The 26,013-nt window shown below is 70.6% G+C and carries 26 protein-coding genes; 12 read left to right on the forward strand and 14 right to left on the reverse strand.

Annotated features, from left to right (window positions below; genetic code table 11):
* Window positions 1–101: 101 nt before the first annotated feature.
* Window positions 102–1,592 carry an MFS transporter gene (locus ACT1U9_RS13640; RefSeq protein ID WP_444538566.1) on the reverse strand — a complete coding sequence of 497 codons (1,491 nt, stop codon included), beginning with the start codon at window positions 1,590–1,592 and terminating at the stop codon, window positions 102–104.
* Between the two features lie 142 nt (window positions 1,593–1,734).
* Between ACT1U9_RS13640 and ACT1U9_RS13645 the strand changes: the two genes are divergently transcribed.
* The 6 genes from ACT1U9_RS13645 to ACT1U9_RS13670 all read left to right on the forward strand — a co-directional run bounded on the left by ACT1U9_RS13645 (window position 1,735) and on the right by ACT1U9_RS13670 (window position 5,211).
* A complete protein-coding gene (locus ACT1U9_RS13645; RefSeq protein ID WP_444538567.1) occupies window positions 1,735–2,217 on the forward strand; it encodes a MarR family winged helix-turn-helix transcriptional regulator in 483 nt (160 codons plus the stop codon).
* Between the two features lie 16 nt (window positions 2,218–2,233).
* Window positions 2,234–3,094, forward strand: coding sequence for a dihydropteroate synthase (gene folP / locus ACT1U9_RS13650; protein WP_444538568.1), 861 nt, complete (start codon window positions 2,234–2,236; stop codon window positions 3,092–3,094).
* Window positions 3,091–3,543, forward strand: a complete 453-nt coding sequence (locus tag ACT1U9_RS13655; protein WP_444538569.1) for a nuclear transport factor 2 family protein — start codon at window positions 3,091–3,093, stop codon at window positions 3,541–3,543. The genes folP and ACT1U9_RS13655 overlap by 4 nt, the downstream gene beginning before the upstream one ends.
* 163 nt (window positions 3,544–3,706) lie before the next feature.
* The gene (gene folB, locus ACT1U9_RS13660; RefSeq protein WP_361431297.1) at window positions 3,707–4,066 is read left to right on the forward strand and encodes a dihydroneopterin aldolase; all 360 of its coding nucleotides are present in this window, start codon (window positions 3,707–3,709) and stop codon (window positions 4,064–4,066) included.
* Window positions 4,063–4,677 carry a 2-amino-4-hydroxy-6-hydroxymethyldihydropteridine diphosphokinase gene (folK, locus tag ACT1U9_RS13665; RefSeq protein ID WP_188272916.1) on the forward strand — a complete coding sequence of 205 codons (615 nt, stop codon included), beginning with the start codon at window positions 4,063–4,065 and terminating at the stop codon, window positions 4,675–4,677. The genes folB and folK overlap by 4 nt, the downstream gene beginning before the upstream one ends.
* 51 nt (window positions 4,678–4,728) lie before the next feature.
* A complete protein-coding gene (locus tag ACT1U9_RS13670; protein ID WP_361431302.1) occupies window positions 4,729–5,211 on the forward strand; it encodes a DUF3180 domain-containing protein in 483 nt (160 codons plus the stop codon).
* Between the two features lie 159 nt (window positions 5,212–5,370).
* Here ACT1U9_RS13670 and folE read toward each other — a convergent pair whose 3' ends face one another.
* The 6 genes from folE to dacB form a co-directional block, all read right to left on the reverse strand.
* Complete coding sequence (folE, locus tag ACT1U9_RS13675; protein ID WP_444538570.1) at window positions 5,371–5,976, reverse strand: GTP cyclohydrolase I FolE; 606 nt, start codon at window positions 5,974–5,976, stop codon at window positions 5,371–5,373.
* A 107-nt stretch (window positions 5,977–6,083) separates the two neighbouring features.
* Window positions 6,084–8,111, reverse strand: coding sequence for an ATP-dependent zinc metalloprotease FtsH (gene ftsH, locus ACT1U9_RS13680; RefSeq protein WP_188272913.1), 2,028 nt, complete (start codon window positions 8,109–8,111; stop codon window positions 6,084–6,086).
* A 181-nt stretch (window positions 8,112–8,292) separates the two neighbouring features.
* Window positions 8,293–8,832, reverse strand: coding sequence for a hypoxanthine phosphoribosyltransferase (gene hpt, locus ACT1U9_RS13685; RefSeq protein ID WP_067161225.1), 540 nt, complete (start codon window positions 8,830–8,832; stop codon window positions 8,293–8,295).
* Window positions 8,833–8,877: 45 nt separating this feature from the next.
* Window positions 8,878–9,966, reverse strand: coding sequence for a tRNA lysidine(34) synthetase TilS (tilS, locus tag ACT1U9_RS13690; protein ID WP_444538571.1), 1,089 nt, complete (start codon window positions 9,964–9,966; stop codon window positions 8,878–8,880).
* 210 nt (window positions 9,967–10,176) lie between these two features.
* Window positions 10,177–11,307 carry a zinc-dependent metalloprotease gene (locus tag ACT1U9_RS13695; RefSeq protein WP_444538572.1) on the reverse strand — a complete coding sequence of 377 codons (1,131 nt, stop codon included), beginning with the start codon at window positions 11,305–11,307 and terminating at the stop codon, window positions 10,177–10,179.
* A 54-nt stretch (window positions 11,308–11,361) separates the two neighbouring features.
* Complete coding sequence (gene dacB, locus ACT1U9_RS13700) at window positions 11,362–12,750, reverse strand: D-alanyl-D-alanine carboxypeptidase/D-alanyl-D-alanine endopeptidase (RefSeq protein ID WP_444539102.1); 1,389 nt, start codon at window positions 12,748–12,750, stop codon at window positions 11,362–11,364.
* A 211-nt stretch (window positions 12,751–12,961) separates the two neighbouring features.
* Here dacB and ACT1U9_RS13705 point away from each other — a divergent pair, with 211 nt between their 5' ends.
* The gene (locus ACT1U9_RS13705) at window positions 12,962–13,456 is read left to right on the forward strand and encodes an inorganic diphosphatase (protein WP_101389400.1); all 495 of its coding nucleotides are present in this window, start codon (window positions 12,962–12,964) and stop codon (window positions 13,454–13,456) included.
* Window positions 13,457–13,584: 128 nt separating this feature from the next.
* Window positions 13,585–15,231, forward strand: coding sequence for a threonine/serine ThrE exporter family protein (locus ACT1U9_RS13710; protein ID WP_444538573.1), 1,647 nt, complete (start codon window positions 13,585–13,587; stop codon window positions 15,229–15,231).
* 202 nt (window positions 15,232–15,433) lie between these two features.
* Here the strand turns inward: ACT1U9_RS13710 and ACT1U9_RS13715 are convergent, their stop codons facing one another.
* The gene (locus tag ACT1U9_RS13715) at window positions 15,434–16,132 is read right to left on the reverse strand and encodes a DedA family protein (protein WP_444538574.1); all 699 of its coding nucleotides are present in this window, start codon (window positions 16,130–16,132) and stop codon (window positions 15,434–15,436) included.
* Between the two features lie 184 nt (window positions 16,133–16,316).
* Between ACT1U9_RS13715 and ACT1U9_RS13720 the strand changes: the two genes are divergently transcribed.
* Complete coding sequence (locus tag ACT1U9_RS13720; protein WP_188272907.1) at window positions 16,317–16,682, forward strand: YbjQ family protein; 366 nt, start codon at window positions 16,317–16,319, stop codon at window positions 16,680–16,682.
* Between the two features lie 42 nt (window positions 16,683–16,724).
* The gene (locus ACT1U9_RS13725; RefSeq protein ID WP_444538575.1) at window positions 16,725–18,155 is read left to right on the forward strand and encodes a glutamate decarboxylase; all 1,431 of its coding nucleotides are present in this window, start codon (window positions 16,725–16,727) and stop codon (window positions 18,153–18,155) included.
* 3 nt (window positions 18,156–18,158) lie between these two features.
* Here ACT1U9_RS13725 and ACT1U9_RS13730 read toward each other — a convergent pair whose 3' ends face one another.
* From ACT1U9_RS13730 to ACT1U9_RS13745, 4 genes are all read right to left on the reverse strand, one after another.
* Window positions 18,159–18,776, reverse strand: coding sequence for a PadR family transcriptional regulator (locus ACT1U9_RS13730; RefSeq protein ID WP_444538576.1), 618 nt, complete (start codon window positions 18,774–18,776; stop codon window positions 18,159–18,161).
* A 34-nt stretch (window positions 18,777–18,810) separates the two neighbouring features.
* The gene (locus ACT1U9_RS13735) at window positions 18,811–19,347 is read right to left on the reverse strand and encodes a DinB family protein (RefSeq protein WP_444538577.1); all 537 of its coding nucleotides are present in this window, start codon (window positions 19,345–19,347) and stop codon (window positions 18,811–18,813) included.
* A gap of 157 nt (window positions 19,348–19,504) precedes the next feature.
* Window positions 19,505–20,962 (reverse strand): aldehyde dehydrogenase family protein, encoded by a 1,458-nt coding sequence (locus tag ACT1U9_RS13740; protein ID WP_444538578.1) that lies wholly within the window; start codon window positions 20,960–20,962, stop codon window positions 19,505–19,507.
* Window positions 20,963–21,069: 107 nt separating this feature from the next.
* Window positions 21,070–21,933 (reverse strand): helix-turn-helix domain-containing protein, encoded by an 864-nt coding sequence (locus ACT1U9_RS13745; protein ID WP_444538579.1) that lies wholly within the window; start codon window positions 21,931–21,933, stop codon window positions 21,070–21,072.
* A 311-nt stretch (window positions 21,934–22,244) separates the two neighbouring features.
* Between ACT1U9_RS13745 and ACT1U9_RS13750 the strand changes: the two genes are divergently transcribed.
* Window positions 22,245–22,748 carry an ATP-binding protein gene (locus ACT1U9_RS13750; protein WP_444538580.1) on the forward strand — a complete coding sequence of 168 codons (504 nt, stop codon included), beginning with the start codon at window positions 22,245–22,247 and terminating at the stop codon, window positions 22,746–22,748.
* A 101-nt stretch (window positions 22,749–22,849) separates the two neighbouring features.
* Here ACT1U9_RS13750 and ACT1U9_RS13755 read toward each other — a convergent pair whose 3' ends face one another.
* The gene (locus tag ACT1U9_RS13755) at window positions 22,850–23,089 is read right to left on the reverse strand and encodes a DUF397 domain-containing protein (protein ID WP_188272900.1); all 240 of its coding nucleotides are present in this window, start codon (window positions 23,087–23,089) and stop codon (window positions 22,850–22,852) included.
* A 306-nt stretch (window positions 23,090–23,395) separates the two neighbouring features.
* On the opposite strand from ACT1U9_RS13755, the gene ACT1U9_RS13760 reads away from it, so the two are divergent.
* Entirely contained in the window at window positions 23,396–23,893 is a 498-nt protein-coding gene (locus tag ACT1U9_RS13760) for a hypothetical protein (protein ID WP_444538581.1), read from the forward strand.
* 1 nt (window position 23,894) lies between these two features.
* Here the strand turns inward: ACT1U9_RS13760 and ACT1U9_RS13765 are convergent, their stop codons facing one another.
* Entirely contained in the window at window positions 23,895–25,979 is a 2,085-nt protein-coding gene (locus ACT1U9_RS13765; RefSeq protein WP_444538582.1) for an FUSC family protein, read from the reverse strand.
* Between the last annotated feature and the right edge of the window lie 34 nt (window positions 25,980–26,013).

Consider the following 26,013-nt stretch of genomic DNA (forward strand, 5'->3'; position numbering starts at 1 on the left):
AGCCACGCACGGCCCGCAGCAAACGTCCGACGGACGAAGTCCGAAAAAGGGGCCCGGGGGAAATCCCCGGGCCCCTTTCGTGTTGCCCGCTAAGGCACCGGTCAGGCGTTGACCTTCGCGTCTTCAGTGGCGTCCGCACCAGCCACAGCCTCGACGGCCTGCGGCTTCCGGTCGGACTTCAGCCCGAGAAGCGCAACCACCACGACCAGCAGGAACGCCCCACCCGCGAGCGCGAAGCTCAGCGTGAACTGGCTCTCCTGCGGCAGCGCGGGAATCCCCGGCGGCAGGTGCTGGATCGTCTTGGAGGCGAGCAGAGACGTGATCACCGCGCTGGCGATCGCGCTGCCGACCGACCGCGAGATCGAGTTGATCCCGTTGGCGATACCCGTCTGGTGGTGCGGGACGCTCGCCACGATCAGCGCGGGCATCGCCGCGTAACCGAAGCTGATGGCCACACCGATCACCATGCCCGCGAGGATCACCGACGCGGTGGTGTCGTGCGCGCCGGTCAGCCAGGCGAAGCCGACGACACCGAAGACGGCGCCGATGGTCAGCGTGAAGCGCGCGCCGATGCGGCGGACCAGCATGCCGCCGAACTGGGCGGCGAGCAGCGACATGATCGTGGTCGGCAGCAGGTACTCAACCGAGGCGCGCAGCACGGACGCCGTGAACCCGTAACCGGTGATCTTGTCCGGCATCTGCACCAGGTACGAGACGCCGATGAACTGCGAGAACATCGCGAAGCCGAGCAGCAGTCCGGCCAGGTTGGTGAAGAAGACCGGGCGGTGGGCGAACATCTTCATGTCCACCATCGGCGCCTTGACCTTGCGCTCGACCAGGACCCAGACCACGGTCATGGCGACGGCCGCGGCGAACAGGCCCAGCGTGCGGCCGGAGGACCAGCCCCATTCGTGGCCCTGCGAGATCGGCAGCAGCAGGAGGACCAGGAGGGCCGCCAGCGTGCCGGCGCCCAGCCAGTCGGTGCGCCCGCCGGGCTTGTGGCGCGAGGCCGGGACGCCCGCGACGACGGCCACCAGGGCGACGATCGCGAGGACTGCGGCGAGCCAGAAGACCCGGTGGTAGTCGGGGTGGTCGCCCTGGGTGAGCAGGCCGGCGCCGACGAGCGCGAGACCGCTGCCGAACGCCAGGGTGCCGCTGACCAGCGCCATCGCGCCGTGCAGCTTCTCCGGGCGGACCTCTTCGCGCAGGACGGACAGGGCGAGCGGGAAGATCGCGGTGGCCGCGCCCTGCATCACCCGGCCGACGATCAGCCAGAGCAGCGAGCTGGTGGTGGCCGCCAGGACCGAGCCCGCGACCATCAGGACGAGCACGCCTATGAGCGTGGGCTTCTTGCCGTGCATGTCGCCGAAGCGGCCGAGCAGCGGGGTGAAGACGGCGGCGGACAGCAGGGTCGCGGTGGTGACCCAGCTGACGTTGGAGGTGGAGGTGCCGAGGTCGTTCTGGATGATGCCCAGGATCGGCACGACCAGGGTCTGCATCATCGAGACGACCATGGCGGCCAGCCCGAGGACCAGGACGAGCGCGGGGCCGCCGGTGGGGCGCGCGGGCGCCACGTGATGTGTGGGAGTCACGGTTTCTTCCGTAGGAGTCCGGAGGGATTGCTTGAGGTGGTCGATGCTTGAATACCTCAAGTGCTTGATTACCTCAAGCAACTAGAGTGACGGTAAACCTCAAAGGTTGAGATCGTCAAGTTTCTCGCGGTAAGGTGGCGTCATGTCTGGAACCAGCCGCCCGGCCGCCGTGTCCCACGCCGTGACGAACGACGTGCTCATGGACGCCCTCTGGGACTCCCTGGCGGACTACTACGGCGACTTCACCTCGGCCGCCTCCGAGGTGGGCCTCACCGCCAGCCAGGCCAAGACACTGACCGTGCTGCGCCGGGGCCCCGCCTCCATGCGCTCGCTCGCCACCACGCTGCACTGCGACGCCTCCAACGTCACCGGCATCGTGGACCGCCTGGAGAGCCGCGACCTGGTCCGCCGCGAACCCAGCCCCACCGACCGCCGGGTCAAGAACGTCGTCCTCACCGAGGAGGGCGCCCGGGCCGTCGAGACCGTCCGGGCCGGCATGCACGGCACCCACACCGCCCTGGACGCGCTCCCCGGCGCCGACCGGGGCGCCCTGCACACGCTCCTGCGGCGCCTGACCGGCGGCCCGGGATCGCGTACGGGGTCTGGTCCGGGGACCCTCGGCTGACGCCTACGCTGGACGTATGAGTACGTTGCGCCGACGCGGCACGGTCACCGGGCTGCCCGAGTGGGACCGCTGCGCGGTCATGGGCGTGGTCAATGTCACGCCCGACTCCTTCTCCGACGGCGGCCGCTGGTTCGACACGGCCGCCGCGATCAAGCACGGCCTGGACCTCGTCGCCGAGGGCGCCGACCTGGTGGACGTCGGCGGCGAGTCGACCCGCCCGGGCGCCACGCGCGTGGACGAGGACGAGGAGCTGCGCCGGGTCGTGCCCGTGGTGCGGGGCCTGGCCGCCGAGGGCGTCGCCGTCTCCGTCGACACCATGCGGGCCTCGGTGGCCGAACAGGCCGTCGCGGCGGGCGCGTTGCTCGTCAACGACGTCAGCGGCGGCCTCGCCGACCCGGCCATGATCCCCGCGGTCGCCGCCTGCGGCGCCCCCTTCGTCGTCATGCACTGGCGCGGCTTCAGCCAGGACATGAACAGCCGCGCGGTGTACAGGGACGTGGTCGCCGAGGTCGTCGCCGAGCTCCACGCACGCGTGGAGGCTGTCGTCGCGGGCGGCATCGCCCCCGAGAGGATCGTCGTCGACCCGGGCCTCGGCTTCGCCAAGCAGGCCGAGCACGACCTGGCGCTCGTCGCCCACCTCGCCGACCTGCGCGCTCTCGGCCACCCCCTGCTCGTCGCCGCCTCCCGCAAGCGGTTCCTCGGCCACGTGCTCGCCGGGGACGGCTCCGGGCCGCCGCCCGCCCGCGAGCGGGACGCCGCCACGGCCGCCGTCTCCGCCATCGCCGCGCACGAGGGCGCCTGGGCGGTCCGCGTCCACGAGGTGCGGGCCACCGCCGACGCCGTGCGCGTCGCGCGCGCGGTAGAGGGAGCCACGTGAGTGCCCGTACGGACATCGAGGCCGTCGAGCTCGCCAACACCGCCTTCTACGAGACGCTGGAACGCGGCGACTTCGACGAGCTCTCCGAGCTCTGGCTGAGCGCCACCGACGCCGGGGACACCGCGATCTCCTGCGTCCACCCCGGCTGGCCGGTCCTGTCCGGCCGCGGCGAGGTGCTCCGCTCGTACGCGCTGATCATGGCCAACACGGAGTACATCCAGTTCTTCCTGACCGATGTGAAGGTCGTCGTGCTGACCGACACCGCGCTGGTCACCTGCACCGAGAACATCCTCAGCGGCGGCCCCGCCCAGGACGGCGCCGAGCTCGGGCCGCTGGTCGGCCAGCTCGTGGTCGCCACCAATGTGTTCCGCCGCACACCCGAGGGCTGGAAGCTCTGGTCCCACCACGGCTCGCCCGTCCTGGCGGAAACGGGCGAGGACGAGGATTGAAACAGGGGGCTCGGGGTAGGGGCGGGTACCAGTCCTGACGCCGTCTGTCCATAGCCCCCGTGGGCGAGCGTTGTCAGTGCCCGCAGGTAGATTCGATGGTGGGTAATGAGCCGCCCGCACGCGGCCGTGTCCCGTCTGACCAACGACAGCAGGAGTGATTCGCGTGGATCGTGTCGCGCTGCGCGGCCTCAAGGCCCGCGGGCACCATGGCGTCTTCCCCCGGGAGCGCGAAGAGGGCCAGACCTTCATCGTGGACCTGGTGCTCGGCCTCGACACCCGCCCCGCGGCGGCCGACGACGACCTGACGAAGACCGTGCACTACGGAGTGGTGGCCGAGGAGGTCGTGGACGTGGTCCAGGGCGAGCCGGTCGACCTGATCGAGACGCTGGCCGAGCGCATCGCCCAGCAGTGCCTGAAGCATGCCGGGGTGCAGCAGGTGGAGGTGTGCGTCCACAAGCCGGACGCACCGATCACCGTCCCCTTCGACGACGTGACCATCACCATCACCCGGAGCCGAGTATGACTGTGTTCTCGCACGAGGGTCCGCAGAGCGACCCGACCGTACAGCCGGTGCCCGCCTCGGTGGTCGAGCAGGTGGACGCGGCGGACGTCACCCTGTCCAACCCGAAACGCGCCGTGATCTCCCTCGGCTCCAACCTCGGCAACCGCATGGAGACGCTCCAGGGCGCCATCGACGCCCTGGAGGACACCCCCGGCCTGCGGGTCAAGGCGGTCTCCCCGGTGTACGAGACGGAGCCCTGGGGCGTCGCCCCCGGCTCGCAGCCCTCGTACTTCAACGCGGTGGTCGTGGTGAAGACCACCCTGCCGCCCAGCTCGCTCCTGGAGCGAGGCCAGGCCATCGAGGAGGCCTTCGACCGCGTCCGCGAGGAGCGCTGGGGCCCGCGCACGATCGACGTGGACATCGTTGCCTACGCCGATGTGATCAGCGACGACCCGGTTCTGACGCTCCCCCACCCGCGCGCCCACGAGCGGGCGTTCGTGCTCGTCCCCTGGCACGACGTGGACCCGGAGGCCCAGCTGCCCGGCCGGGGCCCGGTCGCCGAACTGCTCGCCGCGATCGGCCGCGAAGGCGTGCTGCCGCGCGCCGACCTGGAACTGCGCCTGCCCGAGTAGTCGTTAGGCTGCTGACGGCGTATCGGTTCTGGAGACGAAGGGCACTCTTCGGTGAAACAACTGCGGCTGGGCGTACTGGCGGGACTGTTCGCCGTCGCCGGGGTGCTCTCCTGGGCCGGCGCCCGGCTCTGGGACTCGCTGGGCACCCTGCCGAGCGTCCCGCTGGCGGCGCCGATCGTGCTCGCGGTGATCGCGGTGGTCCTGTTCGCCACCGCGCTCTCCATCCGCGCCCGGCTGCGCGCCCAGCGCGAGCGCCGCCCCGGCGCGAAGGGCGTCGAGCCGCTGATGGCGGCCCGCGCGGTGGTCTTCGGCCAGTCCAGCGCCCTGGTGGCCGCGCTGGTCTCCGGCATGTACGGCGGCACGGGCGTCTTCCTGCTCGGCTCCCTCGACATCCCGGCCCGCCGCGACCAGGCGATCTACGCCGGCTTCTCGGTAGCGGCCGGCATCGCGGTAGTAGCAGCGGCGTTCTTCCTGGAACGAGTCTGCAAACTCCCAGAAGACGAGGACGAGGGCAAGGCGCCTGCGGCGCAGTAGGGGCCGCGGGGATCTGGGGTCGCTGTACGTTCCCGGGCGCCTTATAGGGCCGCGGGGTCTGGGGACGCGTATACATCCCCGAGAGCCGTACCAGGGGCGCGGGGAACTGCGCGACCAGCCCCCACCGGCCCGCAGCCGAACACGCGCCCCGGCAAAGCGCTAGCGAGCCATGATCAGGCTCATCGCCTCGGCACGAGTGGCGGCATCCCGAAGCTGCCCGCGAACGGCCGACGTAATGGTCTTCGCACCAGGCTTGCGCACCCCGCGCATAGTCATGCACATGTGCTCGCACTCCACGACCACAATGACGCCCCGCGGTTCGAGGATCTCCATCAACGAGTCCGCGATCTGCGTGGTCAACCGCTCCTGCACCTGCGGCCGCCGCGCGTACACATCCACAAGCCGCGCCAGCTTCGACAGACCGGTGATCTTCCCGTCCGAAGACGGGATGTACCCGACGTGCGCCACACCCACGAACGGCACCAGATGGTGCTCGCAGCTGCTCATGACCTCGATGTCCTTGACCAGGACCATCTCGTCGTGGCCCAGGTCGAACGTCGTCGTCAGCACATCCTGCGGCTTCTGCCACAGACCCGCGAATATCTCCTTGTAGGCCCGCGCCACCCGCGCCGGCGTCTCCTGCAGACCCTCGCGGTCCGGGTCCTCTCCGACCGCGATGAGGAGCTCGCGCACGGCGTTCTCGGCCCGCTTCTCGTCGAACTCGCCGATACGGCCCTCGCCGTCCAGCGTCACCGGGTCGGTCATCTGTGCCTCGTTCCTCGTTGCTCTGCACGGGCGTACGAAAGCGCCGCGCCCCCACAGGCTAAAACCTGGGGGGCGCGGCATGCATTCCGGGTCCGAGGAGCAGACGGTCAGCTCTCGGGACGGTCCTCCACACCCGGCAGCTGCTCGGTCGGGACCGAGTCCGTCGGGGCGGCACCGTTGGCGGTGGACGCGCCGTTGGTCAGCGCCAGCTCCCTGGGCGACAGGACCGGCGGACGGGTCGACGGCGTACGCCGCGACGAGCCCGTCCAGGCCGGACGCGCGGGGCGTCGCACGATCGGGGCGAAGATCTCGGCGATCTGCTCCTTGCCCAGCGTCTCCTTCTCCAGGAGCTGCAGGACCAGGTTGTCGAGGACGTCGCGGTTCTCGACCAGGATCTCCCACGCCTCGTTGTGCGCGGTCTCGATGAGCTTCTTGACCTCTTCGTCGACCAGCGCGGCGACCTCTTCCGAGTAGTCGCGCTGGTGCGCCATCTCACGGCCCAGGAACGGCTCCGTGTTGTCGCCGCCGAACTTGATCGCGCCGAGCCGCTCGGTCATGCCGTACTGCGTGACCATCGCGCGCGCGGTGGCCGTGGCCTTCTCGATGTCGTTCGCCGCGCCCGTCGTCGGGTCGTGGAAGACGAGCTCCTCGGCCGCGCGCCCGCCCAGCATGTACGCGAGCTGGTCGAGCATCTCGTTGCGCGTGGTCGAGTACTTGTCCTCGTCCGGCAGGACCATCGTGTAGCCGAGGGCACGGCCGCGCGACAGGATCGTGATCTTATGGACCGGGTCCGAGTTCGGAGACGCCGCCGCGACCAGGGCGTGACCGCCCTCGTGGTACGCGGTGATCTTCTTCTCCTTGTCGGACATGATCCGGGTCCGCTTCTGCGGGCCCGCCACGACGCGGTCGATCGCCTCGTCCAGCATGTTGTTGTCGATCAGCTTCTGGTTGCTGCGCGCCGTCAGGAGCGCCGCCTCGTTCAGCACGTTCGACAGGTCGGCGCCGGTGAAGCCGGGGGTGCGACGGGCGACGGCCGAGAGGTCGACGTCCGGGGCGACCGGCTTGCCCTTCTGGTGGACCTTGAGGATCTCCAGACGGCCCTGCATGTCCGGGCGGTCGACCGCGATCTGGCGGTCGAAGCGGCCGGGGCGCAGCAGCGCCGGGTCGAGGATGTCGGGCCGGTTCGTGGCGGCGATCAGGATGACGCCGCCCTTCACGTCGAAGCCGTCCATCTCGACGAGCAGCTGGTTGAGCGTCTGCTCGCGCTCGTCGTGGCCACCGCCGAGACCCGCACCGCGGTGCCGGCCGACGGCGTCGATCTCGTCGACGAAGACGATCGCCGGGGCGTTCGCCTTGGCCTGCTCGAAGAGGTCGCGCACACGCGAGGCGCCGACACCGACGAACATCTCGACGAAGTCGGAACCGGAGATCGAGTAGAACGGCACGCCCGCCTCGCCCGCGACGGCGCGCGCGAGGAGCGTCTTACCGGTGCCGGGCGGGCCGTAGAGCAGCACACCCTTGGGGATCTTGGCGCCGACGGCCTGGAACTTCGCCGGCTCCTGGAGGAACTCCTTGATCTCGTGGAGCTCCTCGACGGCCTCGTCGGCCCCGGCCACGTCCGCGAACGTCGTCTTCGGGGTGTCCTTGGTGATGAGCTTCGCCTTGGACTTCCCGAAGTTCATGACCCGGGAGCCGCCGCCCTGCATCTGGTTCATCAGGAACAGGAAGACGACGACGATGAGGACGAAGGGGAGCAGCGAGAGCAGGATCCCCACGATCGGGTTCTGCTTGGAGGGGGAGACCGTGTAGCCCTTGGTCAGGTCCCCGCTGTCGAACTTGCCCTGCAGCTTGTTGGCCAGGCTCGTACCCTGGGCGTCGCCGATGTAGCTCGCCTGGATCTTGCCGCTGCCCTTGACCTTCTGGCCGTCCTTGAGGTCGACCTTGATGACCGACTCGTCGCCGGTGGTGATCTTGGCCTGTTCGACCTGGTTCTTGTCGATCGCCTGGACGACCTCGGAGGTGTCCACCGTCTTGTAGCCGCCCGACGAGCCGACGACCTGCATCAACACGACCACGGCGAGGACGGCCAGCACGATCCACATGACCGGCCCACGGAAGTATCGCTTCACGTCCATCCATACGGAGCGAGAACGCCCCGTCCCTCCTGCCCGTAGGTAAATGCTGCTGTGAGTAAAGACTGTTCTTCGGACGGTACCCCAGCATTGTCACCCGCGGCCGCAAGGGACGGCTGACAAACCCGCCTTCCCAAGCTCCAACGCAGGAAGGGGGCTCTTGGTTCCCGACCGGGTTACCGGCTCAGCCGCCGTAGACGTGCGGAGCGAGCGTCCCGACAAACGGGAGATTGCGGTACTTCTCGGCGTAGTCGAGGCCGTAACCGACGACGAATTCATTCGGAATGTCGAACCCGATCCACTTCACGTCGATCGCGACCTTTGCGGCATCCGGCTTACGGAGCAGCGTGCAGACCTCAAGGGAGGCGGGCTCGCGGGATCCGAGGTTGGAGAGCAGCCACGACAGAGTGAGGCCCGAGTCGATGATGTCCTCGACGATCAGGACGTGCTTGCCCTTGATGTCGGTGTCGAGGTCCTTGAGGATCCGCACGACGCCGGAGGACTGGGTGCCCGCGCCGTAGGACGAGACGGCCATCCAGTCCATGGTGACCGGGGTGGACAGCGCGCGCGCCAGGTCCGCCATGACCATCACGGCGCCCTTGAGGACACCGACGATCAGGAGGTCCTTGCCCGCGTACTCCGCGTCGATCTTCGCAGCCAGCTCGGCCAGCTTGGCGTCGATCTCTTCCTTGGTGATGAGCACCGACTGGAGGTCGGTGCCCATGTCCTTCTCGTTCACCCGGGCCACTTTCGTTGTACGTACGTGAGCTCAGCTCTGCCGGATGACCAGTCTGCCACCCTGGCGCCGTGCCTCGACGCGCCCGGGGAGGTTGATGGCCCGCTGGCCGCGCCAGCCCGTGATCAGCCGGTCGACCTCCTCGACATGGCGGGCGAAGAGCGAACCGGCGGGTGAACCGGCGGTGATGAGCGACGTGCGCAGCACCCGGCGCCGGACGGCGGCGGGCAGCGCGTACAGCTTCTGGCACACCAGCTCGCCCGCGTCGTCGCGGACCGAGGCGTCGGCGTCGGCGGCCCAGGCGTCCAGGGCGTCGGCGTCGTCGCGGGAGAGCTCGGCGGTACGGGCCAGGGCCTCCACGACGCCCTTGCCGAGCGCCTTCTCCAGGGCGGGCAGCCCCTCGTGGCGCAGCCGGGAGCGGGTGTAGGCGGGGTCGGCGTTGTGCGGGTCGTCCCAGACGGGCAGCGACTGGACGAGGCAGGCCTTGCGGGCGGTCTGCCGGTCGATCTGGAGGAACGGGCGGCGGTAGCGGCCGCGCGTACCGGAGACGGCGGCCATGCCGGACAGGGAGCGGGTGCCGGAGCCGCGGGCCAGGCCAAGCAGGACCGTCTCCGCCTGGTCGTCGCGGGTGTGGCCGAGCAGGATCGCGGCGGCGCCGTGGCGCTCTGCGGCGGCGTCCAGGGCGGCGTAGCGGGCGTCCCGGGCGGCGGCCTCGGGCCCGCCCTCGCGGCCCACGTGCACCGTGACGGCCTCCACGGGGTCGAGGCCGAGCGCGGTGAGCCGGACGGCGACCTCGGCGGCGCGCAGGTCCGAGCCGTGCTGGAGGCCGTGGTCGACGGTGATGGCGCCGGCCCGGACGGAGAGCTTGCGGGATTCGAAGGCGAGGGCGGAGGCGAGCGCCATGGAGTCGGCGCCGCCCGAGCAGGCGACGAGGACCAGCGGGTCGCTCACGCGGCCCTCGCGCGCGTGGTCGCGGGGTGCTTCGGGGGAACGGGGGGATTCGGGGGTGTCGTGGGGTGCGCTTGCGTCGGCGTCCTGGAGGACGAGCGCGTCGCGCAGTACGTCGTGGAGTACGCGGCGGACCGCCAGGCGTATCGCCGCGACCGCAGGATGGGGACCCATGTCCGGTGCCCTTCGGTGAAGTTGGGGGGTGCCTCGGGACGAGGGGAAAAGATCGGTCACACAGAGTGCGTAGATGGTGACAGAACCGAGCCGTTACCCGAGCATTGCACGCCTACCCATGCCCTACGGTCCCTCGGATGGGTGATCCTGCGCATTTCCGGGGGACACCAGTGGGCCCCGGGCCCATGGGTACCGTCGGCGCTGTTGTGGTCAGCTCTCCGTCCTGCGGTGCACCCGCGCGACCCAGTCCGCCGGTTTGGCGATCTCCGCCTTGGTCGGCAGCGTGTTCGGCGAGGTCCACACCCGGTTGAAGCCGTCCATGCCGACCTGTTCGACCACGGCCCGTACGAAGCGCTCGCCGTCGCGGTACTGGCGCAGTTTCGCGTCGAGGCCGAGCAGCTTGCGCAGCGCCTGGTCGAGGCGGGAGGCACCCTTGGCACGGCGCTGCTGGAACTTCTCGCGGATCTCGGCGACCGAGGGCACGACCTGCGGCCCGACCCCGTCCATCACGAAGTCCGCGTGCCCTTCGAGCAGCGACATCACGGCGGTGAGCCGGCTCAGGATCTCCCGCTGCGCGGGCGTCTGCACCAGCTCCACGAGCGAGCGGCCGCTGTCGCCCTCCTCGCCCTCGGGGCGGCTGCCGGTGAGCGACTGGGCGGCCTCGCGCAGCCGCTCCAGGACGGTCATCGGGTCGACCTCGGTCTCGCCGAGGAATGACTGGATCTCGCCCTCCAGATGGTCGCGCAGCCAGGGCACGGCCGTGAACTGGGTGCGGTGCGTCTCCTCGTGCAGGCAGACCCAGAGCCTGAAGTCATGCGGGTCGACGTCGAGTTCGCGCTCCACGTGGACGATGTTGGGGGCCACGAGCAGCAGCCGGCCGCCGCCCTCGGCGCCTGCGGGCAGCTCGCGGGTGGCGGGCGCGAACGTCTCGTACTGGCCGAGCACGCGCGAGGACAGGAAGCTCAGCAGCATCCCGAGCTCCACGCCGGTCACCTTGCCGCCGACCGCGCCGAGCACGGCGCCGCCCGGGCTGCTCCCCCGGCGCTCCTGCATCTTGTCGAGCAGCGGCTTCAGGATCTCCCTGAAACCCGCCACATTGGCCTTGACCCAGCCCGCCCGGTCGACCACCAGGACCGGGGTGTCGGCCGGTTCGGCGCCCTCCGGGATCATCCGGGTGAACGCCCGCACATGTTCCTCGGCGGACTTGGCATGCCGGCGCAGCTCGGCGACGACGGCGCGCGCCTCGTCCCGGCTCACGTCGGGGCCCGGCCTCACCAGTCGGGTCGCGGTCGCCACCGCGAGGTTCCAGTCGACCATCTCGGCACCACCGATGCTCGTCATGCGTCAACCGTACGTTGTCCCCTCCTCCAGGGGAGGAGGGTTGACGCCGGGCAGTTACGGGGCGGGGCTCGGCGCGCCGCTGTGGCAGCCGCACCCGGCGAGGGCGGCGGCGAGCCGGTCGAGGGCGCGCTGGGCCGGGTCGGGGCCCGGGGTGTTCGCGGCGAGGAAGGCGAACGCCAGCAGATGCCCGTCGGCGTCGACGACCGTGCCGGCGAGGGTGTTGACGCCGGAGAGGGTGCCGGTCTTGGCGCGGACCAGGCCCGTACCGGAGGAGCCGGCGCCGAAGCGGGCGCGCAGGGTGCCGGTGAACCCGGCGACCGGCAGCCCCGTCAGGACCGGGCGCAGCTCCGGGTGGCCGGGGTCGGCGGCGCGCGCGAGGAGCCGGGTCAGCAGCTCGGCGGTGACCTTGTCGTCCCGGTCGAGCCCGCTGCCGTCGGCGAACCGGGCCGCGGCGGCCTGCGGCAGGTCCAGCTTGGCGAGCCGGTCGACGACCGCGTGCGAGGCCCCCTCGAAGGAGGCGGGCTGCCCGGCCGCGATCGCGGTCTGGCGGGCCAGCGCCTCCGCGATGTCGTTGTCGCTGTTGGTCAGCATCCGCTCGACCAGCGAGGCCAGCGGATCCGAGAGCGTCCGGGCGACCTCGGCGGCGCCCTGCGGGGCCGTGCCGGGCCTGGGGGCCGCGGCCGTGACGCCCCGCCCCTTGAGCAGCGCCGCGAACGTACGGGCGGTGTCCCCCGCCGGGTCCCCGCTGCGCGGCGCGGGCCCGCTGTCCGAGCCGTCCGTACGCCCCTCGTCGGTCATCAGCGCGACGACCGGGGCGAGGTTCTCGTTCGGGCCGATGGGATGCGTCTCGGGGCCGCTGTAGCGCGAGGTGTCGTACGCGAGGGTCGCCTCGGTGACACCCCGGCCGCGCAGGGCGCGCGCGGTGGCGTCCGCCAGGGCGCGCAGGCCGTCCTTGCCGAGCGTGGGGTCGCCGCCGCCGACGAGGGTGAGCGCCCGGCCGTCGGCCGGGGCCACGACGGTCGTGGCGATCCGGTGGTCGGGGCCGAGGGCGGAGAGCGCGGCGACGGCGGTGGCGATCTTGACGGTCGAGGCGGGCGTCATGGCGGCGTCCGCGCGCTCCCCGTAGAGCTGCTTTCCGGTCGCGGTGTCGAACACGGCGGCGGCGGGCTGCGGGCCGAGGCCGGGGGCGCTCAGGAGGGGGCCAAGCGCCTGGGGCAGTCCGTCCACAGGGGCGCCCGAGGGGGCGCTCAGTGCGGCGAGCACGCTCCTCGCACTGGGCGCGGGCGCCGGTGCGGGAGGCGCCTGGCCGTGATGTGCGCCACCTGTCCGCTCGCGGGCGCCGGCCCGGACGCGTTCGGCCGTACGCTGGCCGGAGTCCCATGGACCGGCCGCTGCCACGGCTCCGGCCGCCAGTGCCAGGCCTGCGGCAGCCGCACCCGCCATGAGCTGCCACGTCTTGGGTCCCGGCACCGAGGACCAGCCCCTTTCGCGATCACACACCTGCGTGAGGGACACTTAATCACCAGAACTGCGTCTTGCCGCGAACATGGCACTCCGGGTCAGCACCGGCGGCCCATCCGGCTGAGTGCCCCGGGTCCGCCCGGGGGACGCAGGAACCGTCACAGCTTGTGCTGATCATGGAGGAGAGCCACCCGTGGAGTTCGACGTCACCATCGAGATCCCGAAGGGTTCGCGGAACAAGTACGAGGTGGACCACGAGACCGGCCGGATCCGCCTGGACCGTCGACTCTTCACCTCGACCAGCTACCCCGCCGACTACGGCTTCGTCGAGAACACCCTCGGCGAGGACGGCGACCCGCTGGACGCGCTGGTCATCCTGGACGAGCCGACCTTCCCGGGCTGCCTCATCCGCTGCCGCGCCATCGGCATGTTCCGCATGACCGACGAGGCGGGCGGCGACGACAAGCTGCTCTGCGTGCCGGCCTCCGACCCGCGTGTGGAGCACCTGCGCGACATCCACCACGTGTCCGAGTTCGACCGCCTGGAGATCCAGCACTTCTTCGAGGTCTACAAGGACCTGGAGCCCGGCAAGTCCGTCGAGGGCGCCAACTGGGTCGGCCGCGCCGAGGCCGAGGAGGAGATCAAGGCCTCCTACAAGCGCCTTGAGGCGCAGGGCGGCGCGCACTGACGCGCCTTTGATCCACCACAGCGGGCGGTGCACCTTCCGGGGTGCGCCGCCCGCTGTCGTATGTGGTCATGCGCGCCCACATACTGGGCACACGCATACGTACTGAAGGGGCTGGAGGGAGGCAAGCGGTGGCTGAGCAGCAGGCCGCGCCCGAGGACCGGAAGCCGTCGTCCGACGAGGCGCGCAGCGCGTTCTCGGCCCCCGAGGGGGTGGAGCAGCCCGGACCGCCGGAGGAGGACGCGCCGACCTCCGAGTTCGCCCTGCCGGCCGGTGTCCCGGAGCCCGAGCCCCTCGTCGAGCAGCCCGCCTCCGCCTTCGCGCCCCCCAGCACCTACTCGGCCCGCGAGGCGCCGCCCGCGCTGATCACCACCGCCGGGCTGCCGCTGGTGCGGCTCTCCAAGGACGCGCCCTGGCAGGACCGGATGCGCACCATGCTGCGGATGCCGGTGGGCGAGCGGCCGGTGCCCGAGTCGCCCCAGCGCTCCGACGAGGCCGGCCCCGCCGTGCCGCGCGTGCTCGACCTGACGCTGCGTATCGGCGAGTTGCTGCTCGCGGGCGGCGAGGCCGCGGAGGACGTCGAGGCGGCGATGTTCGCGATCTGCCGTTCGTACGGTCTGGACCGCTGCGAGCCGACGGTGACCTTCACCCTGCTGTCGATCACCCATCAGCCGTCGCTGGTGGAGGACCCGGTCACGGCGAACCGGACGGTACGCCGCCGGGGCACCGACTACACGCGGCTCGCGGCCGTGCACCGGCTCGTCACGGACATGACCAGCGACGACCACGACGTCACGCTCGAAGAGGCCTACCGGCGGCTCGCGGAGATCCGCCGCAACCGGCACCCGTACCCCGGCTGGCTCCTCACCCTCGCCGCGGGCGGCCTCGCCGGGGCGGCCTCGGTGCTGGTCGGCGGCGGCGTGACGGTGTTCCTGGTGGCGGCGGCCGGCGCGATCCTCGGCGACCGGCTGGCCTGGCTGTGCGCGGCGCGCGGGCTGCCGGAGTTCTACCAGTTCGTGGTGGCGGCGATGCCGCCCGCCGCGATGGGTGTGGCGCTCAGCCTGCTCGGCTGGGACCTGCGGCCGTCGGCGGTGATCACCGGTGGTCTCTTCGCGCTGATCCCCGGGCGGGCGCTGGTGGCCGCCGTCCAGGACGGCCTGACCGGCTTCTACATCACCGCCTCCGCCCGCCTCCTGGAGGTCGGGTACTTCTTCGTGGCGATCGTGATCGGCGTGCTCACCGTGTTGTACGGGGGGCTCCAGGTCGACGCCCAGCTGAATCCGGAAGGCGCCCTGAGCCCCATCGAGCGGCCCGTCGTGCAGACGCTCGCGTCGATGGCGCTGTGCCTGACCTTCGCCGTACTGCTCCAGCAGGAACGATCCACCGTGTGGATCGCGACGGTGAACGGCGGGATCGCGTGGGTGATCTACGCGTCGATCGCGGTCACCGCGAAGGGGTCGCCGATCATGGCGACGGCTGTCGCCGCCGGCCTGGTCGGCCTCTTCGGCCAGCTGATCGCCCGCTATCGGAACACGTCGGCACTGCCGTACGTGACCGCGGCGATCGGGCCGTTGCTGCCCGGTTCCGCGACGTACTTCGGCGTCCTGGCGATCGCCCAGAACCACCGGGACCAGGGCCTCGCCAGCATCGCCAAGGCGGCGGCGCTGGCGATGGCGATCGCGATCGGGGTGAATCTCGGAAGCGAGATGTCCCGGATGTTCCTGAAAGCCCCCGGCGCGGAGGCCCGGCGGGCGGCGAAGCGCACGCGAGGGTTCTGACGCGCGGTTATTCGTCTGCGGCCCGGTGGGGGTTGCTCGCGCAGTTCCCCGCGCCCCTAGGTAGTCAGGGGCGCGGGGAACTGCGCGAGCAACCCAGCACGATCCGCAGACGAAGCAGGGCGCAGGGGCGCAGCCCCCGGGGAAACCACCTCAACCCCCACCCGCCCCCGGAGGGTCCAGGGAAGGGGCGGGGTGGGGGCCGTCAGCGCTTCGCGTGGCGCCTGCGCTGCGGCGGGCGCTGGGACATCTCCGAGGGGGACGCGGCGCCCGGCCCCGCCTTCTTCGCCTTGCCCCGCGCCCGCAGGAACTCGATCGCGATCGGGATCACCGAGACGAGCACGATCGCCACCAGCATCAGCTCGATGTTCTTGTGCACGAACTCGACGTTGCCAAGCGCCGCACCGAGCAGCGTCACCCCCGCGCCCCACATCGCCCCACCGATCACGTTGAACGTGATGAAGGAGCGGTATTCCATCCGGCTCACGCCCGCGATGATCGGCGTGAACGTCCGCACGATCGGTACGAAGCGGGCCAGGACCAGCGACTTCGGGCCGTACTTCTCGAAGAACTCGTGGGCCTTCTCCACGTTCTCCTGCTTGAACAGCTTGGAGTCCGGCCGGTTGAACAGCGACGGGCCGACCTTGCGGCCGAACAGATAACCCACCTGGTCGCCGAGCACGGCCGCGGCCACCACCAGCAGGCACACCAGCCACAGCGGCGTGCCGATCTTTCCCGTGGTGACCAGCAGGCCGGTGGTGAACAGCAGCGAGTCGCCCGGCAGGAAGAAGCCGATGAGCAGGCCGGACTCGGCGAAGACGATCACCAGCAGACCGGCCAGCCCGAAGGACGAAAGCAGCTGGTCGGGGTCCAGCCAGCTCGGACCGAGTGCGAGGTTGGTCACGGGTTCCGGGCTCCTGGGTCAGGGGTAGGGAGGCGACAGGTGCGTAAGCGCGCGTTGACGGGCCAAAGTTATCAACGCGTTCGGCTCAATCCAGGTTCCAGAGTGTGCCTGGGGATGCGCCGTGCTCGGACCGGTACAAAGCTGTGTCCCAGGATCTCAAGCAGGACCCCAGGAGGAAGACGCGATGGGCATCGAGGATTTCGGCGGCGGGCAGGGTGCGCAGTCCGACGTACTGGTCGTGACCACGAACGACGTACCCGGCTATCAGGTACAGCAGGTCATCGGCGAGGTCTTCGGTCTGACCGTGCGCTCCCGGCACATCGGCAGCCAGATCGGCGCCGGGCTGAAGTCGATGATCGGCGGTGAGCTGAAGGGGCTGACCAAGACCCTCGTGCAGACCCGTAACCAGGCCATGGAGCGGCTGGTGGAGCAGGCACGCGCGCGTGGGGCCAACGCGGTCCTCATGATGCGGTTCGACGTCACGGAGGCGGCCGACGTGGGCACGGAGGTCTGCGCCTACGGGACGGCGGTAGTGATCACGAAGCTCTGACGCGGGACACCAGCCACGCGCATCCGAAGCGAGAGGACGGCCATGGCGTTGCACCGGGGCGGCAGTGACAAGGATCAGGAGCGCGAGAAGGAGGGCGGGCGGCTCGCCCTCAATCCGTTCTTCGGAGACGCCGACCCGGTCGGCACCATGACGTCCGCGCCGCCCCGGCACCGGCTGCCGGACCGGCCGATGGTGCCGTCGACGGCGTACCAGATCGTCCATGACGAGCTGATGCTGGACGGCAACTCCCGGCTGAATCTGGCCACTTTCGTCACCACGTGGATGGAGCCGCAGGCCACGGTGCTGATGGCGGAGTGCCGCGACAAGAACATGATCGACAAGGACGAGTACCCGCGTACGGCCGAGCTGGAGCGGCGGTGCGTGGCGATGCTCGCGGATCTGTGGCACGCGCCGGACCCGGCCGGGGCGGTCGGCTGCTCGACGACGGGGTCGAGCGAGGCGTGCATGCTGGCCGGGATGGCGCTGAAGCGGCGCTGGGCGAAGCGGAACGCCGACCGCTACCCGGGCAAGGACGCGCGTCCCAACCTGGTGATGGGCGTCAACGTCCAGGTCTGCTGGGAGAAGTTCTGCGCCTTCTGGGAGGTCGAGGCGCGCCAGGTCCCCATGGAGGGCAGCCGCTTCCACCTCGACCCGCAGGCCGCGGCCGAGCTCTGCGACGAGAACACGATCGGCGTGGTCGGCGTGCTCGGTTCGACCTTCGACGGATCGTACGAGCCGATCGGGGAACTCTGCGCGGCGCTCGACGCGTTGCAGGAGCGTACGGGGTTGGACGTGCCGGTCCATGTGGACGGCGCGTCCGGGGCGATGGTGGCGCCCTTCCTGGACGAGGACCTGGTGTGGGACTTCCGGCTGCCCAGGGTCTCGTCGATCAATACGTCGGGACACAAGTACGGGCTTGTGTACCCCGGCGTGGGGTGGGCGCTGTGGCGGTCGGCGGCGGAGCTCCCGGAGGAGCTGGTGTTCCGGGTGAACTATCTGGGCGGCGACATGCCCACGTTCGCGCTGAACTTCTCGCGGCCGGGGGCGCAGGTGGTCGCGCAGTACTACACGTTCCTGCGGCTCGGGCGCGAGGGGTTCCGGGCGGTGCAGCAGACCACGCGGGACGTCGCGCGGACGCTGGCGGCGGGGGTTGAGGCGCTGGGGGACTTCGAACTCCTCACGCGGGGCGATGAGTTGCCGGTGTTCGCGTTCACCACGGCGAAGGAGGTCAAGCGGTACGACGTGTTCGACGTGTCGCGTCGACTGCGTGAGCGGGGGTGGCTCGTGCCCGCGTATACGTTCCCGGCGAACCGGGAGGATCTGTCCGTGCTGCGGGTCGTGTGCCGCAACGGGTTCTCGTCCGACCTCGCCGCGATGCTGGTCGAGGACCTGGATCGGCTGCTGCCGGAGCTGCGGCGCCAGACCGGTCCGCTGGACCGGGACGAGTCTGTGGCTACCGCGTTCCACCACTGACCCTTAACGGGTCGCGTACGGGTTCGCCTCCCCCTCCCCCAGTACCCCCACGAACGGCTCGCCCTCCCCCGCGAACACGTACGCGCCCGCCTCGATCCGGGCGATCAGGCCTCTCGTCCATTCCGCGTCCGCGTCTGATGAATGGACCCACATGTTCATGATCTCGCCGATGTGGCCCAGCGATTGGGGGCCGTCCGCCGGGGTGTAGTACTCGGTCACCGAGGTGCGCCAAGTCTCCAGTTTTTCCAGGCGGGCGCGGAGCAGCGTCACCACCTCCGCGCGCGGGAGGTCGACCATGAAGCCGATCGCCGCCGACAGGAGGTCCATTTTCTGGTCGTACGACGTGAGCGCCGCGCGCAGGAGTTTCAGGAACTCCTCGCGGCCGGCGTCGGTGAGTTCGTACTCGGTGCGGGGCGGGCCGCCCGCCGGGCTCGGCGCGATCTCGTGGGCGTGCAGCACGCCCTGCTTCGCCATCTGCTTCAGCGCGTGGTAGATCGAACCGGGCTTGGCGTTGGACCACTCATGGGCGCCCCAGTACTCCAGGTCGTTGCGGACCTGGTACCCGTGCGCCCGGCCGTGCTGGCGGACCGCGCCGAGTACGAGGAGGCGGATCGCTGACATACGACCACCCTAGGGCGCCCGGGCTCCCGGACGGTCAGGCGCCCGCCTCCGCGACCAGCTCGAACGCCGTCTTGCCGTCCAGCGACTCGCGGATGATGTCCGCGTGCCCGGCGTGCCGGGCGATCTCCTCGATCAGATGCAGCATGAGCCACCGCATCGAGACGGACGTGTCCTTCGGGAACCACGGCGCCTCGGGCAGCGGGAAGGTGTCGTCCAGGGACGGCACCGATCGGATGAACTCCGTGGTCTCCGCCGCGACCTCGTCCCAGAAGGCCAGCGTCTGCGGGATCGACTCGCCCTCGACGAGCCGGAAGCTGTCGCCCCAGGTCTCCATCGTGCGCTGCTTCTCGTTCGGCCGCTGCTGCGCCAGCCGCAGCCAGTTGAGCTCCACCTCGGCGACGTGCTTGAGCAGCCCGGAGAGCGACAGCTCGCTGGCGCTCGGGCGGCTCGCGGCCTGCTCCTCGGTGAGGCCGAGCACCACGCGGCGCAGACCGCCGCGCTGGGCCTCGACGAAGGCGAGCAGCGCGCCGCGCTCGTCACCGGGCTGCTCAGAGGGAACGTGAGTGACCATGATCCGTACGCCCTTCCAGGGTTCCTGCCGTGCTGGTGAACACCACGTTAGGGACCAATGAGGTCAGGTTCCGTCCTAGACGGGCGGCGAACCGCGTGCGACTGCGGAACTGTCCGCTGCACAGCCGCCGGGTTCGCCGAACAGCCGGAACCCGCGCTCAGAACGGGAAGTGGCTCCTGCCGTGCTGGACCGAGATCCACTTCTGCGTCGTGAACGCCTCGATCGTCGAGTCGCCGTTCAGACGCCCGAGCCCCGAGTACTTCTCGCCGCCGAACGACACCAGCGGCTCGTCCTGGATCGTCGAGTCGTTGACGTGGATCATCCCGGTGACGATCCGCTTCGCGAACCGCACGCCGCGCTCCACGTTCGCGGTGTGGACGGCGCCGCTCAGTCCGTACGGGCTGTCGTTGGCCATCCGTACCGCCTCCTCCTCGCCGTCGAAGGAGAGCAGCAGCACCACCGGGCCGAAGATCTCCTGGCGCAGCAGCGGGGAGTCGTCGGGCAGGCCCGTCAGGACGGTCGGCTCGACGAGGTTGCCGCGCGTGCGGCCCCGTACGAGCGCGGTGGCGCCCTCGGCGACGGCCTGGTCGACCAGTGAAGTCAGCGCGTCCGCCTGGAAGTTGTTGATCACCGGGCCGATGTCGGTGGCCGGGTCGGACGGGTCGCCGGTCTTGAGGGCCAGCACGCGCGCGACGAACTTCTCGGTGAACTTCTGCTCGATGCTGCGGTCCACCAGCACCCGGTTGGCGGCCATGCAGACCTGGCCCTGGTACACGAATCGGCTGAAAACCGCCGCCTCGACCGCGTAGTCGATGTCCGCGTCCTCCAGGACCACCAGCGCGCTGTTGCCGCTGAGTTCGAGGATCGCCCGCTTGAAGTGGCTGCCCGCGACGGCGGCCACATGGCGGCCGGTGCGGTCGGATCCCGCGAACGAGATCACCTTGGGCACCGGGTGCTCTATCAACGCGTCGCCGATCTCGGCGATGTCCGTGACCAGCACGTTCACCAGCCCGGCGGGCAGACCCGCATCCTCGAAGATCTTGGCGATGAGGCCGCCGCCGACCACCGGCGCGTTCTGATTCGGCTTGATGACGACGGCGTTGCCGAGCGCGAGCGCGGGCGCGACCGACTTCATCGTCACCAGGAACGGGAAGTTGAAGGGGCTTATCACCCCGACGACGCCGACCGGCAGCCGGTAGACGCGGTTCTCCTTGCCGTCGACCGGGGAGGGCAGGATGCGGCCCTCCGGCCGTATCGCCAGCTGTATCGCCTCGCGCAGGAACTCCTTGGCGAGGTGGACCTCGTAACCGGCTTTCAGGCGGGTGCCGCCCAGTTCGGTGACGATGGCCTCGACGATCTCGGATTCGCGTTCCTCGGTGATCCGCAGGGCGCGCTCGAAGACCAGTCTTCGGCTGTACGGATTGGTCTCGCCCCAGCCGGTCTGGGCGCGCTCGGCCGCGCGATACGCCTGGTCGACCTCTTCCACCGTGGCGACCGTGATGGCGGCGAGCTTCTCCCCGTTGTACGGATCGAAGTCGATGATGTCCCAGGACCCACTGCCGGTGCGCCACTCGCCGTCGATGTACTGGTGGGCCAGGTCGGTGAAGAAGGACATGCCATCCCTTACTGCTGCCACTGCGCCGCCACCGTGTCCGTCGTCGCGTCCACTGTGTCCCCCGCTTCTGGTGCACAACCCTGATGTGACGTCATCGTACTGACGTATCAGATGAGTTGGAGTAGTCCACGGAGAAGATCGCGGCTCTCCTCCGGTCCCGGGCTGTCCTTCTGGAGCCGTTCCATCGCCCTTTCGTACTGGGCGACCTCCTCGGGCTTGTCCAGGTAGAGCGAGCTCGTGAGCTGCTCCAGGTACACGATGTCGGAGAGGTCCGACTCGGGGAAGCGCAGCAAGGTGAACGCCCCGCTCTCGCCCGCGTGCCCGCCGAAGCTGAACGGCATGACCTGAAGCGTCACGTTCGGCTGCTCGGACACCTCGATCAGATGCCTCAACTGGCCGCGCATCACGTCCCGTTCGCCGTACGGGCGGCGCAGCGCGGCCTCGTCCAGCACCGCGTGGAACTTCGGGGCACGCTCGGAGACCAGGGCCTTCTGGCGCTCCAGGCGCAGTGCGACGCGGCGGTCGATCTCCGCGTGCGACCCGTTCGGCATCCCGCGCTTGACGACCGCGTGCGCGTACGCCTCCGTCTGCAACAGGCCGTGCACGAACTGCACTTCATAGATCCGGATGAGCGAGGCCGCGCCCTCCAGACCGATGTACGTCTGGAACCAGCCGGGCAGCACATCGCCGTAACTGTGCCACCAGCCCGCGATGTTGGCCTCTTTGGCCAGCCCCAGGAGCGACGCGCGCTCGGCGTCGTCGGTGACCCCGTAGAGCGTCAGCAGGTCTTCGACATCCCTTGCCTTGAAGCTCACCCGCCCCAACTCCATACGACTGATCTTCGACTCGGACGCCCTGATCGAATACCCGGCGGCCTCACGGGTGATGCCCCGGGACTCGCGCAGGCGCCTGAGCTGTGAGCCCAGCAGAATGCGCCGGACCACCGACCCGCTCGACTCTCCTGCGGTCACTTCGCTGTCCCTCCCCAACCGACGGTGCACGGCAGTCTGCCACCAAAACGCTTCACCCCGTACTCAATCGATTACGGAAATGGTCAAGCCCGGAAATCGGCCTCGGGAAGAAATGAGCAACAATCACCACGGGGTGGGACGGGTCCGGCGCGTGCACGTGCATCTGCCCTTGCATCAGGAGCGGGCATTCGGAACCATGGTCCCCGCGCACCTGCGTGCTCGTCTTGTGTCCTGCTGTGCCTAGCGTTCTGTTCTGCTGTACGCCACGTTCGCCTGTACCGCCACGGCCGCGAATCCCGGGAGTGCCTCGCATGGGGACGAATGGATCGACCATGCTGGAGCCGTTGGAGCCTTTAAGGCAGGCCCTCCCGCCCATCGACCCGTCCGCCGTGGCCAGTTCCGCCTCGTGTGCGCTGCCCGCCCGCTATGAAGCGGTGCGCGGAGCAAGACAGTTCACCAAGAAGACCCTCGGCCAGTGGGATCTTTCGGAGCGGTTCGACGAAGTGGCCCTGGTCGTCTCGGAACTCGTCACCAACGCCCTGCGCCACGCGCTGCCCGCCGACACCGCCCGCGAATCCGACGCGCCGCCCGTGCGGCTGCACTTGATGCGCTGGACGAGCCGGCTGGTGTGCGCGGTGCGCGACCCCAGCGTGGACAGCCCGTCCTCGCCCGGCTCGGACGACTGCGACGCGGAGTCGGGGCGCGGCCTGTTCCTGGTGGACTCGTTCAGCGACTCCTGGGGCTGGCACCCGCTCACCGGCACGCTGAGCGGCAAGGTGGTCTGGGCCTTGTTCCGGCTCCAGCCGGTCGAGTGAGACGGCGTCCTGCCGACTGAACCGGCCGTCCCGCGCGGGGCGGCCGGTTTCTTTGCTTCTTGACCGGTCACTGCTTCTTACGGGTCACTCACGGCGGCTGGTCAGTCCACGATCAGGTGGTCGAACTCGCCGTCCTTGATGCCGAGCAGCATCGCCTCGATCTCCGCCCGGGTGTAGACCAGCGCGGGTCCGTCCGGAAACGTCGAGTTGCGGACGGCGACCCTTCCGCCCGGCAGTCTGGCGAACTCCACGCAGGTCCCCTGGGAGTTGCTGTGCCGGCTCTTCTGCCAGACGACACCCTGAAGCTCTGTTGCCGCCATGCCGTTGTACGCGTGGTGCAAGGTCGCTCCCGGGGGATGTGCAGACGTGCATCTGTGAAAGGTCAACTGCCCCGGATCATAGCCGTGTTCATGTGCGCCTGCATGAGCATATGCACGTGCACGCGGGGTGCTCGGGCCGTTACAGTCATTCCTCGTACGCTCCGGGGCACGTCCACTGCGTACGAGCGCGGGCCCTCCCCCACAGAAGAGACGCCTGGCGGGCAACTCTGGTTCAAACCAATGGGCGATGGCGGGGGCAACGTGGTGAAGGCCACTGGCTGGTAGCTTGTCGCGGTCCGGGAAGCGTGGAAGCAAGGGGATTTCGCAGTGCGCAGGCATGTACGTACCGGGGCGGGCGCCGTGGCCCTCGCCGCCTGTCTCGCCCTGGCCGGGTGCTCCAGCTCCGACAGCGGCGGCGACAAGCCCAAGGACAAGAACACCGGCGGCGCGCAGAGCGCCAGCCCCGGCAACGGCGGCGGGCAGAGCGGCGGTGACAGCGCCAAGGTGAGTGCCAAGGACATCGCCGGGGCCTGGGCGACCATCGCGGGCGGCAAGCCCACCGCGCTGGTGATCAGCGGGACGACCGTGGCGCTCGGCGGCGAGCACACGTGCACCGGCAAGGTCAACGACAACGGCATGGCGATGATCGAGCTCAAGTGCGCGGACGGCAACACCGACCGCGTCGCGGGCATGCCCACGCTGAGCGCGGACGGCAAGACGCTCACGGTCAAGTGGGAGAGCGGGACGACCGACAAGTTCGCGAAGTCGGCGCTGGACGGCAAGTTCCCGACGAGCGTGCCGACGACCGGGCTGCCGAAGCCCTGATCTAGGGCCTCTCCGGTGCGGTGTCCTTCACGGACATCGGCGGGGCGGGCGCGGTGAGCGCTTCGGAGAAGTCGTCGAGGGAGCGGAGCAGCAGCCCCGCTCCTTTGCGTACGACACGGTCGGGCACTCCCTCCCCGTCCCACTCCGCCAGCGCCTGCTCGACCTCGGCCCAGTCCGGGACGCGCCGCTCCCGTACCGCCTTCGCGCCCCGCTCGGTGGCGCGGCGCAGCGCCCCGGCGTACGCGGCGGCGGCCGGGACCGGGGTCGCGCCCCTCTCGGGCACATGCGCCTCCATCAGCATCGCGATCCGGCCGAGCTGGCTGACCGCGTGCGCGGCCTCGTCGGCGGCGGCGCGGGACAGGCCCCGGTGGCGTACGGGCTCGTGGGTGGCGCGATCGTGCGCCTCCTGCCAGGCGAGCCGGGCCGCGCGGGTGGCGAGCAGCGCGCGGCGCACCTCGTCGGCGGGGGCCGCGGGGTCGGCGTACCGGGTGACTACGGCGGCCGCGTAACGCCCGCAGGCGGCCAGCCAGTCGGCGAGCCGGGTGCGCAGCCTGGGCGTCTCCCAGGCCGGGTAGAGGGCGTACGAGACCATCGCGAGCAGCCCGCCCAGCAGGGTGAGCAGCACGCGGTCGGGCACGGTCTGCGTCCAGCGCAGCCCGCCCATGCCGAGCAGGAAGACGACGTACGCGGACACGCAGGCGCTGGCCGCCGCGTATCCCGTACGCATCAGCAGGTACATCAGGAACGCGCAGAGCACCGCGAGGGCGGCGGAGAGCGCGGTGCCGGGGTGGGTGAGGCGCACGATCCCGGTGGCCAGGGCGACACCGACGAGGGTGCCGCCGAAGCGGGCGACCGCGCGGGAGTACGTCTGCGAGAAGTCCGGGCGCATCACCATGACCGAGGCCATCGGCGCCCAGTAACCATGGCCCAGCGGCAGGGTCTTGGCGAGCAGATATCCGGCGGCGGCGACCGCGCTGACGCGCACCGCGTGCCGGAAGACCGGGGAGTCGCGGCGGCCGCACTCGGTGCGCATCGTGCGCAGGGCGAGCGGGACCAGGCGGGGCAGGGTGGGCCGCAGCAGCGGCTCGGCGCCGTCGCCGCCGGTGCCCGCGGCCGTCTCCACGACGTCCTTCAGCAGCGCGGTCAGGCGGGTGGCGGCGCGGTAGGCGGGGCCGGAGAGGATCGCGCCGGTGTCGGGCGTACGGAGTGCCGCCTCGGCGGGGGCGGGGATGTCGACGGCCACGCCGTGCCGGATGGCGCGGGCGGCCGCGTCGAGCACGGAGGCGGCGGCACCGAGCAGTTCGCGCACCCGGTCGCGCTCGGGGCCCTCGTCCGGGACGCCGAGCGCGGGGTCGGCGAGCGAGGCCAGGACCGGGCGGATGCGCTCGGCGACACCCCGCGTGCCGTGCAGCTGGGCCGGGCGGCGACGGGCCTCGCGGGGTGTGACGGCGGCGGCGAGGCGGGCGGTCATCAGGGGCTCGGGGTCGAAGGGGGCGCGCGGGTCGTGTCTGAGCCGGCGCGCGTAGTCGGCCTCGGCGGCGAGGGCGTCGGCGAGCGCGTCGCGCTGGGCGCCCCAGCGGCGTACGGGCACCAGCACGATGAGCGCCGCCTGCACGATCCCGCCGACCGCGATCATCGCGGCGTGGCCCGCTGCTGCGGCGAGGTCGGTGGGGAGGGTGACGGTGACCAGCATGATCGCGACGTTCGAGGACGCGATGATGCCGGCGGTCGGGCCTACGGCCCAGGCGAGTCCCGACGCGAACGTCCAAGCGGCGAGCAGGAGCAGGAAGAACGGGGAGTGGGCGCCGACGAGGTAGCCGAGGAAGGTGGAGACGGCGAGGCTGGCGCCGGAGGCGAGGGCGAGTACGGGTCTGGGGCGCCAGCTCCGCTGGAAGGTGGCGATGGCTGCCTGGTAGGCGCCGAAGGCGGAGCTGACGGCGGCGGTGGGGCCGAGCAGTGTGAGGCTGGCTCCGACGACGAGGGCGAGCCCTGCGGCCCCGCGCAGGGCGACGGCGGGCTCCAGACGCCTGCGCTCCACGGTCAGCCCTGAGCGGGCGGTGTGCTTCAGCGACCGGAGCCAACTCATGCCCCGAGCCTAGGACAAATCCCCCACCCCGCCC

It is taken from the genome of Streptomyces sp. BR1, assembly GCF_052373795.1.
In the GTDB taxonomy this organism is placed as follows: domain Bacteria; phylum Actinomycetota; class Actinomycetes; order Streptomycetales; family Streptomycetaceae; genus Streptomyces.

Coding starts and splice junctions, on each gene's coding strand:
- ACT1U9_RS13645 (WP_444538567.1), top strand. CDS start 1,735: ATGTCTGGAACCAGCCGCCCGGCCGCCGTGTCCCACGCCGTGACGAAC.
- folK (WP_188272916.1), top strand. CDS start 4,063: ATGACTGTGTTCTCGCACGAGGGTCCGCAGAGCGACCCGACCGTACAG.
- ACT1U9_RS13720 (WP_188272907.1), top strand. CDS start 16,317: ATGGGCATCGAGGATTTCGGCGGCGGGCAGGGTGCGCAGTCCGACGTA.
- folP (WP_444538568.1), top strand. CDS start 2,234: ATGAGTACGTTGCGCCGACGCGGCACGGTCACCGGGCTGCCCGAGTGG.
- ACT1U9_RS13730 (WP_444538576.1), bottom strand. CDS start 18,776: ATGTCAGCGATCCGCCTCCTCGTACTCGGCGCGGTCCGCCAGCACGGC.
- ACT1U9_RS13765 (WP_444538582.1), bottom strand. CDS start 25,979: ATGAGTTGGCTCCGGTCGCTGAAGCACACCGCCCGCTCAGGGCTGACC.
- folE (WP_444538570.1), bottom strand. CDS start 5,976: ATGACCGACCCGGTGACGCTGGACGGCGAGGGCCGTATCGGCGAGTTC.
- ACT1U9_RS13750 (WP_444538580.1), top strand. CDS start 22,245: ATGGGGACGAATGGATCGACCATGCTGGAGCCGTTGGAGCCTTTAAGG.
- ftsH (WP_188272913.1), bottom strand. CDS start 8,111: ATGGACGTGAAGCGATACTTCCGTGGGCCGGTCATGTGGATCGTGCTG.
- dacB (WP_444539102.1), bottom strand. CDS start 12,750: ATGGCGGGTGCGGCTGCCGCAGGCCTGGCACTGGCGGCCGGAGCCGTG.
- ACT1U9_RS13695 (WP_444538572.1), bottom strand. CDS start 11,307: ATGACGAGCATCGGTGGTGCCGAGATGGTCGACTGGAACCTCGCGGTG.
- ACT1U9_RS13740 (WP_444538578.1), bottom strand. CDS start 20,962: ATGTCCTTCTTCACCGACCTGGCCCACCAGTACATCGACGGCGAGTGG.
- ACT1U9_RS13725 (WP_444538575.1), top strand. CDS start 16,725: ATGGCGTTGCACCGGGGCGGCAGTGACAAGGATCAGGAGCGCGAGAAG.
- tilS (WP_444538571.1), bottom strand. CDS start 9,966: ATGGGTCCCCATCCTGCGGTCGCGGCGATACGCCTGGCGGTCCGCCGC.
- ACT1U9_RS13735 (WP_444538577.1), bottom strand. CDS start 19,347: ATGGTCACTCACGTTCCCTCTGAGCAGCCCGGTGACGAGCGCGGCGCG.
- hpt (WP_067161225.1), bottom strand. CDS start 8,832: ATGGGCACCGACCTCCAGTCGGTGCTCATCACCAAGGAAGAGATCGAC.